General features: G+C 48.9%; 13 protein-coding genes, 1 other RNA gene and 1 riboswitch. Of the genes, 10 read left to right on the top strand and 4 right to left on the bottom strand.

What is annotated here, in order from left to right; genetic code table 11:
• Nucleotides 1-567 precede the first annotated feature (567 nt).
• The 10 genes from dnaG to G6R29_RS05615 all read left to right on the top strand — a co-directional run bounded on the left by dnaG (nucleotide 568) and on the right by G6R29_RS05615 (nucleotide 9891).
• A complete protein-coding gene (gene dnaG / locus G6R29_RS05660; protein WP_213809387.1) occupies nucleotides 568-2514 on the top strand; it encodes a DNA primase in 1947 nt (648 codons plus the stop codon).
• Between the two features lie 8 nt (nucleotides 2515-2522).
• A complete protein-coding gene (gene rpoD, locus G6R29_RS05655; RefSeq protein ID WP_213809386.1) occupies nucleotides 2523-3815 on the top strand; it encodes an RNA polymerase sigma factor RpoD in 1293 nt (430 codons plus the stop codon).
• Between the two features lie 90 nt (nucleotides 3816-3905).
• Nucleotides 3906-3951, top strand: a riboswitch (PreQ1 riboswitch).
• A gap of 2 nt (nucleotides 3952-3953) precedes the next feature.
• Nucleotides 3954-4508 carry a QueT transporter family protein gene (locus tag G6R29_RS05650; RefSeq protein ID WP_213809385.1) on the top strand — a complete coding sequence of 185 codons (555 nt, stop codon included), beginning with the start codon at nucleotides 3954-3956 and terminating at the stop codon, nucleotides 4506-4508.
• 111 nt (nucleotides 4509-4619) lie between these two features.
• Nucleotides 4620-5330, top strand: coding sequence for a Holliday junction resolvase RecU (gene recU / locus G6R29_RS05645; protein ID WP_213809384.1), 711 nt, complete (start codon nucleotides 4620-4622; stop codon nucleotides 5328-5330).
• Nucleotides 5327-5896 (top strand): SLOG family protein, encoded by a 570-nt coding sequence (locus G6R29_RS05640; RefSeq protein ID WP_213809383.1) that lies wholly within the window; start codon nucleotides 5327-5329, stop codon nucleotides 5894-5896. Before recU ends, G6R29_RS05640 begins: the two co-directional genes overlap by 4 nt.
• 235 nt (nucleotides 5897-6131) lie before the next feature.
• Nucleotides 6132-6770 carry a BspA family leucine-rich repeat surface protein gene (locus G6R29_RS05635; protein WP_213809382.1) on the top strand — a complete coding sequence of 213 codons (639 nt, stop codon included), beginning with the start codon at nucleotides 6132-6134 and terminating at the stop codon, nucleotides 6768-6770.
• Entirely contained in the window at nucleotides 6767-7810 is a 1044-nt protein-coding gene (locus G6R29_RS05630) for a BspA family leucine-rich repeat surface protein (protein ID WP_213809381.1), read from the top strand. Before G6R29_RS05635 ends, G6R29_RS05630 begins: the two co-directional genes overlap by 4 nt.
• Before the next feature lie 203 nt (nucleotides 7811-8013).
• The gene (gene gpsB / locus G6R29_RS05625; RefSeq protein WP_213809380.1) at nucleotides 8014-8367 is read left to right on the top strand and encodes a cell division regulator GpsB; all 354 of its coding nucleotides are present in this window, start codon (nucleotides 8014-8016) and stop codon (nucleotides 8365-8367) included.
• A gap of 44 nt (nucleotides 8368-8411) precedes the next feature.
• Nucleotides 8412-8779: RNase P RNA component class B (rnpB, locus tag G6R29_RS05620), an RNA gene on the top strand.
• 185 nt (nucleotides 8780-8964) lie between these two features.
• Nucleotides 8965-9891, top strand: coding sequence for an aldo/keto reductase (locus G6R29_RS05615; protein ID WP_213809379.1), 927 nt, complete (start codon nucleotides 8965-8967; stop codon nucleotides 9889-9891).
• Between the two features lie 64 nt (nucleotides 9892-9955).
• On the opposite strand, the gene fni is transcribed toward G6R29_RS05615, so the two are convergent.
• The 4 genes from fni to mvk all read right to left on the bottom strand — a co-directional run bounded on the left by fni (nucleotide 9956) and on the right by mvk (nucleotide 14089).
• Nucleotides 9956-10996, bottom strand: coding sequence for a type 2 isopentenyl-diphosphate Delta-isomerase (gene fni, locus G6R29_RS05610; RefSeq protein ID WP_213809378.1), 1041 nt, complete (start codon nucleotides 10994-10996; stop codon nucleotides 9956-9958).
• A 64-nt stretch (nucleotides 10997-11060) separates the two neighbouring features.
• Nucleotides 11061-12152: a mevalonate kinase family protein gene (locus G6R29_RS05605; protein ID WP_213809377.1), complete on the bottom strand. Its 1092-nt coding sequence runs from the start codon at nucleotides 12150-12152 to the stop codon at nucleotides 11061-11063.
• Nucleotides 12145-13098, bottom strand: coding sequence for a diphosphomevalonate decarboxylase (gene mvaD / locus G6R29_RS05600; RefSeq protein WP_213809376.1), 954 nt, complete (start codon nucleotides 13096-13098; stop codon nucleotides 12145-12147). Before mvaD ends, G6R29_RS05605 begins: the two co-directional genes overlap by 8 nt.
• Before the next feature lie 61 nt (nucleotides 13099-13159).
• Entirely contained in the window at nucleotides 13160-14089 is a 930-nt protein-coding gene (gene mvk / locus G6R29_RS05595) for a mevalonate kinase (RefSeq protein ID WP_213809375.1), read from the bottom strand.
• Nucleotides 14090-14266: the final 177 nt, after the last annotated feature.

Raw genomic sequence — 14266 nt, 5'->3', positions numbered from 1 at the left:
GATATAATCATGAAGGGATTCATACCTATGAATCGAACCTAGTGATGTAAAAAAAGTGTCTAAATTATTGACATACGAGCAACAGATAGTTGGGCTTTTTTAGTGCACAAAAAAGTCCGTGTAAATTGAAAAAAAACACGGACTTTACCCAAAAGGAGGGGGTTGATTGGAAACAGTTCACCTCGGTGAAACAGAAGTACAAATACGAGGAATGTTTGAAAAAACAAGGGAGCTCACACTCACCCAGCGCAGGGAGTGGTAAAACAGCTGGGTGCAATCAACGTCTCTCGGGATATGGTAAGAGGGTTGCCGGAGACTCTATCGGCAACAAAGGGACAAGAACCAAAGCCCTCCTCTTACGAAAAAAGCATAGCACGGAAAGGTGAGTGGAAATATTCGATAACGGCATAAAAAATTCTGTATTGGAATATCTGATGACGAACTATGATATTTGCCCAAAATATGCGGATAACTTTGACAGGAAGGGCATTTACCTCTTATAATTGATGCTAGACGGTTTGACAGAAATTACGGGCATTTTGCGCCCAAAATTAAGAAGGAGGGGCTATGGCTGAGCGGATTCCGACACAACTAATTGACGAAGTTCGCTCCCAGGCTAACATCGTTGATCTGATTCAACAGTACACTCCTTTGGTAAAACGTGGTCGCGAGTGGAACGGCTCTTGTCCATTCCACGAAGACCGGCGACCATCTTTGTTTGTGGATGACAAGAAGCAGGTCTTTCACTGCTTCTCCTGTGGTCGTTCAGGAACCATTTTCTCCTTTCTTATGGAGAAAGAGGGCTACACTTATCCGCAGGCCATTTTGAAGTTGGCCGAAGACGAAGGAATCTCTGGCTTGGATAAGTATGCCGGCCAGCCTTCGCCACGTCAGGAAAAGTTCCAAAAGATTTATGATCTTTATGATGCGGCTCAAAAGTTGTACACGCATATCTTGCTCAATACCACGGCAGGTGAGCAGGCCCTGGCCTACTTGAAAGACGACCGACAGTTGGACGAAGATACCATCAAGCGTTACGCGCTTGGTTACGTGCCATCCAATAACGTGCTGCTGTCTTATGCCCGTGAGCACAACATCGATGAAAAGGTCTTGGCTGAGTCCGAGCTTTTCATCGAGCGTGACGGCGAGCTGGTCCGTGACCGCTTTAGTAACCGTGTACTCTGGCCCATTCGAAACGAGCGAGGCCAGGTCGTTGGATTCTCTGGACGTTCGCTCGATCCAGATAACCCGGCTAAGTACATGAACTCGCCTGAGTCCCCCTTCTTTAACAAGGGGAAGTTGCTCTACAACTTAGACCAGGCAAAGGGCAATATCCGTTCTGGCCAGAAGGCGATGATCTTCGAAGGGTTCATGGACGTGATATCCGCCGACCTTGCCGGTGCCGGCGGCGCCGTTGCGACGATGGGAACGGCGTTGACGCCCGACCACGTGGCGGCCTTGTCCAAGTTGACCGACCAGATAACCTTGGTCTACGACGGGGATGCCGCTGGTCAAAAGGCAGCCAAACACTCGATTCCACTGATTCGAGAGCAGGCGCCACAGGTTGAAATCGGTGTGATTTCTTTGGCTGATAACCGAGACCCAGACGAAGTTCGAAGAGAACTTGGTTTGGAAGCCTTGAAGCAGGCCTTGGAGCAATCCGTGCAGACCCCAACCGAGTATTTGATTGGGGCGGCAAAGGCCGGTAAGAACCTGTCCAACCAAGCGCAGTACCTGGACTTCTTAAAAGAGGTCTGGCCGGTCTTGAACACGGCTTCGCCCGTTGAACAAGATTACTTCTTGAAGAAGATGGCAGAAGACTACGGCTCCTCGCTTGAGTCTTTGCAGTCGGAGTTTGCCACTTACCAGCAGGAACACCCGGCAGGGCGTTCTGCTGGTGCTAAAAAGCAATCGGGGCAGCAAAGTGGCGCCCAGCTCGGTTCGGACTTTGGCGCAGGAAACCCAGGCATGGACAGTGACTGGGACGATTCGTTCATCCCAGACATTGACCCAATGGCTGGTCGGCCTGAAAGCGGTCCTTACAACGGACCAAACTGGCAGGACGCACCCACGGAAAAGGTTTCCGTCGTTGAAAAGGCGGAGCGCGGGCTTTTGATGGCCATCATCAAATCGAATGCGGTTTATGACCAAATCAAAAACCGGCCGGACTTTTCCTTCGTTCATCCCGACTACCAAATCCTTCTGATGCTCTTTGAGGCATACAAGGGAGAACACGAAGGCGACTTCGACTTAGCGACCTTTATGGACTACGTCCAAAAGCCGGAGCTAAACCAGAAGATGCTCGCCATCGACCGTGAGTTTGGTAGTCTGGACGCGGATGACGACGCGGTGAAGGATTACCTGCAGGTTATCTTGAACCTCGCGCCCTTTAAAGAACAAGAAACAAACTTAAAGCAGCAAATTGCCCAAGCGAGAAACGAGCACGATGACGCCGCGTTAATCTCACTGACCAACGAGCTCATTAACCTGAAGAAACAGCACGCGCAACATTAGGAGAAAATATGGCAAAGATTACTAGTTCTAGCAAAATTTCTGAAATCAAGGCTTACTTGGATGAGCAACACATTGCTTACCATGGCCGCGCACGCAAGGTTGAACTCTTAGCCTTAGCCGAAGGAAAGACGGCGGAAGAAGCTGCTGAAATCGCCAAGAACGAACCAGCAAAGAAGCCCGCCAAGAAGTCCGGACCAATGAAGTCCGCCGCCTACGACAAGGCCGTTCGTGAATTGATTAAGGCTTACAAGCCACTTGCCCAAATCAAGTACGCGGAATTGTCAGAAAAGATTGCTGAACCATTCCACTTGGATACTGAAAACATCGAACGTTTGATGGAAAAGGTGGAAGATTCAGGAATCGCCATCGTTGACGAAAAGGGTGATCCAGCACCCGAAGTTTTGAAGGCAAAGCAAAACAAGCCTTCAGAAGAAGAACGTGCCGCTGAAGACGCTGCCACTGGAATCAAGATTAACGATCCCGTTCGTATGTACTTGAAGGAAATCGGTAAGGTACCGTTGCTTAAGGGTGACGAAGAAATCGAAATCTCAAAGCGCATCGAAGCAGGGGACGAAGAAGCCAAGCAAGAATTGGCCGAAGCCAACTTGCGTTTGGTTGTTTCCATCGCTAAGCGTTACGTCGGACGTGGGATGCAGTTCTTGGATTTGATCCAAGAAGGTAACATGGGTCTGATGAAGGCCGTCGAAAAGTTCGATTACACCAAGGGATTCAAGTTCTCAACGTATGCAACTTGGTGGATTCGTCAGGCCATCACACGTGCCATCGCCGACCAGGCCCGCACGATTCGTGTGCCAGTCCACATGGTTGAAACGATTAACAAGTTGATCCGTATCCAACGTCAATTGCTTCAAGACCTTGGTCGTGAACCATTGCCTGAAGAAATTGGTGCCGAAATGGATTTGACGGCCGACAAGATTCGCGAAATCTTGAAGATCGCCCAAGAACCCGTTTCTCTTGAAACGCCAATCGGTGAAGAGGACGACTCACACCTTGGTGACTTCATCGAGGATAACGAAGCCGTTTCACCAGCTGACTCAGCTGCCTATGAAATGCTCCGTGGTCAACTCGAATCCGTCTTGGACACGTTGACTGACCGTGAAGAAAACGTTTTGCGTTTGCGCTTTGGTTTGGAAGACGGTCGTACGCGTACCCTTGAAGAAGTGGGACGTGTCTTCGGGGTCACCCGTGAACGTATCCGTCAGATCGAAGCAAAGGCCTTGCGTAAGCTCCGCCACCCAAGTCGCTCAAAGCACTTGAAGGACTTCATGGACGAAAACTAAAGCATGTGTTTTAAAATCCGACTTCGGCCGGATTTTTCTTATGATGTGGCTTTGGTTAATGGCAAAGTCAAACCCGAACCATCCAACAAAATAAACGCGGTTCATCAACCATCCCGCGCAACAAAACTAGGAGAAAACATGAATAACTTGAATAATAGCCGTGCGTCAAAGACGCAAAACATGACCTTGATGGCCCTGGTCGCTGCCTTGTACGCCGCCGTCACGATGATGGTGGCACCCATCGGATTTGGACCCGTCCAACTCCGTTTGTCAGAAGGACTGAACCACTTGGCCGCTTGGAACAAGCGCTACATCTTGGCGCTTTCACTCGGTGTCTTGATTGCCAACTTGGTTTCACCAATGGGTTGGATCGACTGGGTCTTTGGAACGTTTGATACGGTCTGCATGACCGCCTTGACTTACTACTTGGCCCGCAAGGTGGCTTCACCGTTGAAGAAGATTTTGATCTCAATGGTTTCTGTCTTGACGGTTGGAATGGCCATCTTGGCAGCGGAGTTCACCTTCGCCTTTGCCATCAACGCCACGGGCTCCTTTGCACCCGATCACGCTGGTTCCATCTGGGCGAACTGGTTGTCCTACTACGTGATGCTTGTACCAGGGGAGTTTGCTTCGCTTCTTCTCGGTGGTGTGGTCATCTACGCTTTATCCAAGTTCGTTAACCTAGCAAAATAACGTTTTAAAAAAAGCGCCTGCCAAGCAGGGGCTTTTTGTTTTTCCATAGGTAAACGTCCAAGCCGTCCTATGCTAAAATATAGAAAGAATCCACACGAGGGGGTGCCTCACATGGTAAACTATCCAAAAGGCGTTCACGGCGTTCAATCCAGCGTCAAAAACCAAATCAAAGCCGGTAAGCAGTCCCGTCGCGGCCTCACTTTCGGCAAGCGCGGCATGGGCCTCGAAGACGAGATTAACGCCGCCAACGACTACTACGTGGCCAACCACCTCGCCGTCATCTACAAAAAGCCCACGCCCGTCACCATCGTCAAAGTCGACTATCCCGCCCGATCTGCTGCCAAAATCACCGAAGCCTACTTCCAAAAGCCTTCCACAACCGACTACAACGGCGTTTACTCCGGCAAGTACATCGATTTTGATGCCAAGGAAACCAAAAACAAGACGTCCTTTCCGCTTAAAAACGTCCACGAGCACCAGGTTCAACACCTGGCCAACATTGTCTCCCAGGGTGGCGTCGGCTTCCTCCTCATCAAATTCACCACGCTCGACGAAACCTTCCTGTACCCAGCACCCGACCTCGTCGACGCCTGGATGCGCCTCGACGGCCACAAATCCTTATCCTACGACGAACTGAAGGCGAAGTCCTACCAGGTCGAAGCCAAGCTCAATCCCTCAATGGACTACTTGAACGCGCTTGATCGCTACCTAGAAGATTTGGCCAGTGGTGTTCGCACCGATCGTCCTGGTCGAAGCAATCAAGCATCTGATGGGAGCGTGAATGGCGCTTCCGGCGATGCTAACGCTGGAGGCCCTTCATGAGCCGCATCTGGGTCACGGGCTATCGCACGTATGAGCTCGGCGTCTTCAAAGACAACGACACCAAGGTCGCCGTCTTAAAGTACGCGCTGAAGATTCGCCTGAAAGAACAGCTGGACCAGGGGATGGACTGGATCATCACCGGCGGTCAACCTGGCGTTGAGCTCTGGACCGTCGACGTCGCCCAGGAGCTGAAAGAAGAGTACCCGAAACTGAAGGTCGCACTCTTCGTTCCCTTCGAGGGCTTCGGTAAGAACTGGAAGGAAGGCAATCAGGGCAAGCTGGCGAAGGCCAAGGCCGCAGCCGACTTTTACGCCCCAGTCTTTAAAGGCGACTACCAAGGGCCTTTCCAACTGAAGGGCTACCAGGAATTTATCCTGGAGCACACGGACGGCGCTTTTCTCGTCTACGACACGGAGTTTGAGGGCAAGAGCCTTTATGACGACAAAGCCATCAAGGACTTTCAGCAGAAGGCGCCTTATCCGCTGAGTCGGCTCGACATGGATCAGCTCCAAGACTACGCCAATGACTATCAGGAAGCCATCAACGAAGAGAAGTGGAACAGTTAAATTACATTTTAAAAGATTGAAAAGAATGAAAGAAGGAATCCAGTTCCTTCTTTTTATTTTTGGAAAAGGGCATCAAGAACTTTTTAGCATAATTTAAGGCGTTTGATTGTTTCTGATGTTACAAATCTGATACAATTGTAATAAATGAAAATGTGCAAGTTTTAATGGTTTTGATTTATCTATTTTAATTGAATTCATGAAATCTATTAAAAAATGATAGAAAGTAGAATAGACGATGAAAGAAACAAAAAAATTACGTTACAAGATGTTTAAAGCGGGTAAGCAAGTTGTGGTTGCTGCCTTCTTGTCGTTTGGTGTCGTGAGTGTAACTGCAGTAAGTAATAATCACTTTAATGATTTTTCAGCAGCCGCTGAAACAGTTGATGCTAATGCAGGAGATAGCACTGGGAAGTTTGGAACGACCCAGTGGAAATGGGACGCAACAACCAAGACTTTGACTTTTGATGGGCCTGGCGAGATGGGAAAAGTTTCGGGCACTGATCAGAATTCACGGTTTAAAATTCCAAACGTAACGGACGATCAGATTGAGCACATTCAATTCAAAAATAATGTTCGCTTTGCTGCCGATTCTTTTAGCTTATTTTCCGGACTTAAAAATTTAAAGGATATCACTGGTCTTGAAAATGTTGACACCTCTCAAGTTGTTGATATGAGTTGGATGTTTGCGCTAACGCCAAGTCTGCAACAAATCGATCTGTCGTCATTTAATACGCCACAGTTGAAGTACATGGCATACATGTTCTATGACTCAAATGTTCAAAGCGTCGACTTTTCTAGCTTTAACACAACTAACTTAGTTGATGATGAAAATGGAAAAGCGTTGGAGGGTTATTCAACGGGGCTCGTGAGTTGAAGAAAGCGACCTTTGGTTCATCATTCAACACAAAAAATGTGAAAAATATGAATGTCATATTTCAGGATGCTAAGACGTTAGAATCTGTTGATTTATCAATGTTTAACACTTCGAATGTGACGGAAATGCAGGAAATGTTTGCTGGAACAGAATCTTTGACTAATCTTGATTTATCATCTTTTGATATGTCAAATGTAAAGAAGCTTGGTGCAATGTTTCAGGCAACGGGGGATGCAAATGGCTTCACATTATCCCTTCCTACAAATCAAATTTCGCCTGCAGAATTTATTCGGATAGCTGGAGGTTGGGGTACTTCGGTTCAAAAAATTGATTTTGACCATGGGGGTACTCGAGAATATCCCAAGGGAAATATTTATTCATTATCTGATCTGCCAGCATCGATGCAGTTTGAAGCTGGAACTTATTACTTTTCAAACGGCAACATTCAAGAACAACACAAGAACGTCACTCGAACGGTACGTTACTTGGGAACCGATGGTCAGTTGATTCCTGGAACGGAAGAAAAGCAAGAAACGTTGAGCTTCACTCGTAAGGCTCGCTTTAATCAAAAGGGGGAATTTGTGTCTGCTGATGCTTGGAAGCCAAGTATCGCTGGTAAGACTGCCTTCTCATCATTTGCACTTCCTAATAATTTGAATGACAACTATGAAAACCCAAAGCATAATGGGGAAAGCATTTCATCGGTTGCTGCTGAGACGCCTGAATTGACGAATGACACAGAAAATCAAAACGTGAATTACGACGTTGTCTATGAAAGCAAAGCAGACGCTGACAAGTCAAAGTCAGACGACAACCGAGGAGCTACAAACAAGGTGGTTTCACTTCCAAACACGAGTGGTGCTCTCACTGGAAACACACAAGTGACGGTGAATAGTCGGATGCAAAAGTATCATGATCAAGGAACGGTTGCTTTGCCAACCACGGGTAAGAAGGTAAACGCTTTTGCCTCCGTTGCTTTGCCATTGGCTGCGCTTACGTCATCATCAATCTTCTTTTTCTTTACAAAGCGTAAGAAGTAAAAACGATTCTTTTGATTAAGAAAAACGGTCGATTCTAAAACGGTTTATTCAGCTTAACAACGAGTGGTTATTCATTTTTATCGTCATTTAATTTAAGCTCTATAAAGTAAGAGCATGATATTCCAGCTTGGAAGCTTGCCCTAGGCCGACCATACTGGTATGATTAAGTTAATTCGAAGAATGAATTCAAAGGAGAAATTCTTTTGGCACAAGTACAATACACACAAAAAGATATTTACGACAAGATTTTCAAGCAAAAGCGTGTCGGTGTCGGTTACGACCCCGAAGACGTGGATGACTTCTTGGACGGCATCATTGCTGACTACGGTGTCTTCACGAAGCGCATCAAGGAATTAGAAGATCAAGTTGGTCAATTGCAAAACGCTTTGCAAGACGCACAAGAAGAATTGGCTAACGGCCAAGCTTCTGCTCCTGCGCCAAAGCCAGCACCCGTTGAAGCTGCTCCTAAGCAAGAAGCACAACCAACGAACTTGGACTTGATCAAGCGCGTGGCCAACTTGGAACGTGCCGTATTCGGTGCTGACCACGAAGCTTAATTCTGTGGTACAATAAATCGTCATTAGTCTTCGACTAGATGGCAGGTATCGAGTAATTGCGCATCGGTTATCCGGTGTGAGGAAGGTCCATGCTCGCACACTCTGCGATGAGTGTAGTGTTTGTGCTGGGATAAGAAATAAACCCAGGCGTGTTTACACACGACGGCGGCCCAAAGGACTAAGGCTTTGCTATGTCTGAGTCGGCCTGAAAGTGCCATAGAGACGTATGCCTAGGTGAAAGCTTGGGACTTGAGACGAGGTAAACCCCGCAAGCGGGCAACCCAAACTTTGGTAGGGGCGGCTGACCTAGTGAATTGAAACGATGGTCGGTATGGCAGAAATGCTTAGATAGATGATTACTGAAGGTTAACGAATCCCCAGCGTTAACTGGAACAAAACATGGCCTACAGATACCTGTCGGGGAGCTCGCGTAAGCGGGCTTTTTTTTATTGCCTTTTTTAATTTGTCGGATTTTTTGGTTTATCGAAAAGTCCGGGACAGACCGGGATTTTTAACCCTTTTCTCTATAATGGTTCGTTTGAAAAAGGGTGCCTTTTTGTTTTACAATAGAATTGAACTAATTAAAGGAGAAATCACATGGCAAACACAATTTTACAAGAAACAACAAAGCTTTCGAATGGTGTCGAAATGCCAGTCTTTGGACTCGGTGTTTGGAAGTCATCAAACAAGGAAGCGGCTGAATCGGTCCAAACGGCCATCAAGAATGGTTACCGCATGATTGATACGGCAAAGCAATACGGAAACGAAGCCGGTGTCGGTTACGGAATCCAAAAGGCTTTGGTGGACAACCACTTGAACCGTAAGGACCTCTTCGTTACGACGAAGATTTTCAACGGTGACCAAGGTTACTTGTCAACGCTTCGAAACTTCGACAAGCAGTTGGAAGCCTTGCGTTTGACATACGCTGATTTGCTCTTGATTCACTGGCCAGTAGAAGGCAAGTACGAAGACACTTGGACGGCAATGGAAAAGTTGTACAAGGAAGGTAAAGTACGTGCTATCGGTGTTTCAAACTTTGATGAAAAGAACTTGGACGACATCGAGAAGATGCACCGCTTGATGCCAGTGGTTAACCAAATGGAATTCAACCCATTGATCCAAGAAGAACACTTGTTTAACAAGATGAACGGCTTGGGCGTTGCCATGGAAGCATGGTCACCACTTGGTGGTGGAGAAGCTTTGTCAAACCCAGACATTCAAGCCATCGCTGATAAGCACGGTAAGTCCACGGCACAAGTTATCTTGCGCTTCGACTACCAAATGGGTGTCATCACGATTCCTAAGTCAGCCCACGAAGAACGCATTATTGCTAACTCACAAATTGATGACTTTGCCCTTTCAGAAGACGAAATGGCAACCATCAAGGGCTTGAACAAGGAACAACGTTCCATCTGGCACCAAGACTTCGCATGGCACAAGGGTTCAGAAGAAACCGGTGTGAAGGACGAAGTATCCTCATGGCCTGACTATGACGAATACCTCGAAAAGAAGATTACTTACTAATTTTCTGATTCGTTAATCAAATAAAAAAACGCGACTCTTCATGAGTCGCGCTTTTTTTTATGGTTTAAAGTTGATCAATGGTGTTCATCAGGTCACCTGAATAAAGGCGTGGGGCGTGGGGGAGTTGGCTCAAGTCACTGGCACCAAGCAACGTCATGTACTTGGGAAGCTGCTGCTGCCAAGTACGGATGATTTGCTCGAGAGCGTCCTGACCATCTTGCATCAACACGGATAAGAAGTAGCCGGCTGATGAGGCGGCGGAAGCGCCCAACATCAAGGCCGTCGTCACGTCCTTTGCGGACTCAATGCCGCCGGTCGCGATGATTGGTACGTCGATGTCCGCCTTTTGTGCTGCGAGCAGTGATTCGACCGTTGAAAGGCCGAAGGACGAGAGGTCCAAGGGCACTTCGTTCTTTCGGTCACGGGCCTGTTCAATCTGGTAGAAAGACGTACCGTTTCCACCACCAATGTTGATGGCGGCCGGTTGGAGCTCAGCCAGTTGGCGGAGTTCAGAAACGCCCATGCCGAAGCCAACTTCCTTAATGATGACCGGAACGGGGGATTCCTCGATAATGTGCTTCAAGTTATCCAACCAATTGAATGATCGGTCACCTTCGGCCATGGACAATTCCTGGCCGACGTTCACGTGAATTTCGATGGCGTTGGCATCAATCATCTCGACCGCCTTCTTCACGTTTTCGATGGGATGGTCGGCCCCGAGGTTAGCGATCAAGAAACCGTTCGGGTGCTTTTCTCGAACAATCTTGAAGGAGTCCGCCTGATCCGGGTCCTTCAAAGCGACGGACTGGGAACCAACAGCCATGGCGATTCCGGTCATTTCGGCGACCGTTGCCAATTGCTCGTTGACCTTCTTGGTCGATTCGGAACCGCCGGTCATGGCTTCGATGTAAAAGGGCCACTCGAAACTTTCGCCGAGAAGGCTCGTCTGCGTGTTGGCCGTTTCAACGGAGCGACTGTTCAGTGGGCCTGGCACCCAGCGTACGTCGTCAAAGCTTGCGCCGACAACGGGCTTTTGATCGTCTCGCCAGAATTTTGTGGCCAAAGACAGGTGTTCGTTTTTTCGGTTGGAGTGCGCATCTGTCATCGCTTCTTCCTTTGCTTGTTTACTATTATGTATTGGCCGGGTGAGGCCAGTTTGATTCTGAAGCTTAATCCTCAAAAATCGTTGTTTGAATCTGTGAAAGGCCAGCTTCCTGGACTTTTGATTCTTGTTCTTCTGTCAGCGGGCTCTGCGTTAGCCAGAAACCGTTGTCGCCAAAGCCAGCGCCTGATACCTTACCAGCTAGGTTGAAATCGTTCATAAGCTCGATAAAGGCTGTTAAACGCGCCGTGAGGTATTCAGCAGGGAGGGCTTCAATCAAAGCCATCTGGTTTTTTGCAAGCGCCTGCTTGAGTGCTTGATAGTCTGTCTGCTCAAAGGCGCTTTTAGCCCTTTGCACCGCGTTTGCGGACTGGGGCAGGAGTTCGGAGCGATTTAACTTCTTGGCGAGCGCCTTCTTCGTCGAAGCGGGCTCCTTTGTGGCCAAGATGTGAAGCTGCCAGTTTGCTGGCCAGTTCAAACGCTTCACTGCCATGTTCGTCCAGTCTAAGCTGCGAAAGTCAGAAACGGACATGTCCCGTGGGTTGACCTTCTTAATCCAGGCGGGGGCCTGGTAGTAGATCAAACCAGTGTGACTAGACGTTGCGATGTCGCCGAGTGAACCGGAAGCCTGGACGAGGAAGTGCGCGAAGGCGGCTTCCTTGAAGATGGTCATCTTGTCCGCCTTGTCGCCCTCAAAGAGACGGTGAAGGGCGAAAACGACAGCCACTGTAACGGCGGCTGATGAGCCGAGACCAAGCTTTCCTTCCGCCGTTTTCATCTCGGAGTGGATACGGAGTTCAACGGTTGGTTCTTCTTTGAACCAGGCGGGGTGTTCTGCGACCACAATGGCGAGGGCGGCCTTCACGAACGCCCAGGTGCTTTCCTTGATGTCCTCGGTGGACCAGGAAGCAATGGTTTGAAAGCGTTCTTGAAGTGGCTCTTCGAACTGCTCAGAATGAATCGAAACGGTCCCAAGTGGGCCTGGTTCGGGTCGGACTTTGGAAGCGGGAGTGGTTGGAACAGGGATTTTAAGTGTTCCCTCAATCGTCATCCCGTGGTCGACCGCCGCAATGAGGGCGGGTTGACCGGGCGTCGTCACCGCGTATTCACCGGCCAAGAACAACTTGCCGGGGATTGTGAGCTTGACGATCTTATTCATAGGAAATACCAGGTCCCGGAGTAGCGATATCGAACTGAATCTTGCGGAACCGCTTTGCCAGTGCCTCCTTAATGGCAGGGGCTTGTTCCTGGTTAGTAATGATTTTGACGTTTGGACCGGCATCCATCGTGGCGTAGGCGAGGTAACCCTGTGCGCGGAGTTCCTTGATGGCGTCCAAGACTTTCATCGTGTTCTGGTTGAAGTAGGTGAAGCGACGGTCAGTGGCCGTCAAGTTCAACTCGTGCATGGCCAGGGCGTTTGCTTCGGCGATTTGACCGACCTTTTCGAGGTCCTTTTCCTGCAAAGCGGCCTTCATTTCTTCCAGTTGCTTCGCGGATTCGTCGACCCAGGCTTGGTAGTTTGGTGACGTTTGGGCACGCACCATACCATCGGATGAGGACACCTTCTTCACTGTGCCGGCAATCTTGCAGACGACAAGGGCGATGGGGAGGTCTGGCACATCGATGTGGTGGGCGTAAGAGGTCTTGTCCGAATCACCCTTTTCCCAGATGGCAAAGTCGGGGAAGAATGAGCGGGTTGCTGATCCGGAACCGCGACGGGCCAAGCGGGAAAGTTCTTCGTTGCTCAAGTCCCAGTTATTAAATTTTGCAACCGCCGCCGTCAGGGCCGCAAAGGATGAGGCGGATGAGGCCAATCCTGCTGAGAGGGGCACCTTGTTAACGGAAATCACCGTGAAGGGTGGAAAGTCACCCATTTCTTCTCGAAGCACGTTCAAGAATTGGTGCACCCGCTTGCTATCCTGTGGCAACTCGTTGATGTAGAGCTTGTCTTCTGGGCCTTCTTCAACCGTTGTCTTCGTGTAGTACTCGTCTAACGTCAACGACAAAGAAGAGGTTGTGGGCAAGTTCAACTTTGAGTCAGCCTTTCCCCAGTACTTCATTAAAGCGATGTTCGTGTGCGCAATGGCCGTCGCATTCGTTGTCATAATAAACCTCAAATTCTTTCAACTAAAAGCGCTGACCGTCTGGCCAGCGGGTAAATGTTTGTTAAAGCGGTTGAATCCATGTCTCTTTGGCACCGGCCTTTTCCAGGGCGAGCGCAATCTTTGTTGCCTGCTCGTCGTTTTCGGCCAGGGCAAACATGGCCCCACCGATTCCGGAACCGGTTAACTTAGCACCAAGGGCGCCAGTTTCAATGGCGGCGTCCACGAGTTGGTCCAACTTTGGGTGTGAAACCTGCAGGGCCTGCAAATCGTGGTGGGCAGAAGTGAAGAGTTGTCCAAGTAGAACCGAATCGTTTTCTCCAAGTGCTTCCTTTACCCCGTAGGCGAGTTCACCCAAGTGGTTGATGGCAGCCCAGGCTGCATCCGGATTCGTCGCGATTTCGTTTTTTACGATGTTCACCGCGCGAACCGTCTGACCACGGACCCCCGTGTCGGCCAAGACCAACGTTGCCTCCAATGAAGTTTCAAAGGTCTCGATTTTTTTGTGTAGGAACCAGACTGGTTCTTCGGCTGACACCGTGGCGGCGTCCAATCCAGAAGGCGAACCGTGAGAAATGTTTTCAGCCAAGGACGTGTAGTGCGTTAGCTTTTCTTTTGTGAGTTCCTTTCCCTGCCAGTCGTAAAAGGCACGCGTGATGGCGGTTGCCAGTGCGGCGGACGCACCAAAACCACGTTCCTGTGGGATAACCGATTCGATTTCTAAGAGGAAGCCGTCTTCTTCAAAGTCAAAGTCTCTTTGCAACGAAACGATGAGTTGTCGGAGTCCTTCCAAATCGTCTCCAAGAGAAGAAAGTTCCTTTGCACAACCACCCAAAATAATCGTTTGTTTTTGTTCAAGTGATTGGAAGGTGGCTTGTACTTCTAAGTTCAAGAGGGGGATGGCCACGGCTGGCTTGTCATAGACAACGGCGTGGTCCCCGATTAAGATGGCCTTGGCGTGTGAGCGCCCGGTTCCGATACCTTGTTTTTTCATATGTAAAAAGCTCCATTAATTAATAATATTGTACCGCACCGGGGGAAGTAGTGTAAAATGGGCAACAGATAGTAGTTTTGTCTTAAAACGTGTCCTGTGTTTTTATACAGAAGGAAACGCTTTGTCCAGTGCGAATTTGACTTTGACAGCAACTACCGAATGCGATGGAAGGAGTCC

The sequence above is a fragment of the Fructobacillus broussonetiae genome (genome assembly GCF_018437275.1).
GTDB classification, from domain to species: domain Bacteria; phylum Bacillota; class Bacilli; order Lactobacillales; family Lactobacillaceae; genus Fructobacillus; species Fructobacillus broussonetiae.
This window is presented reverse-complemented; position numbering and strand designations above follow the sequence as displayed.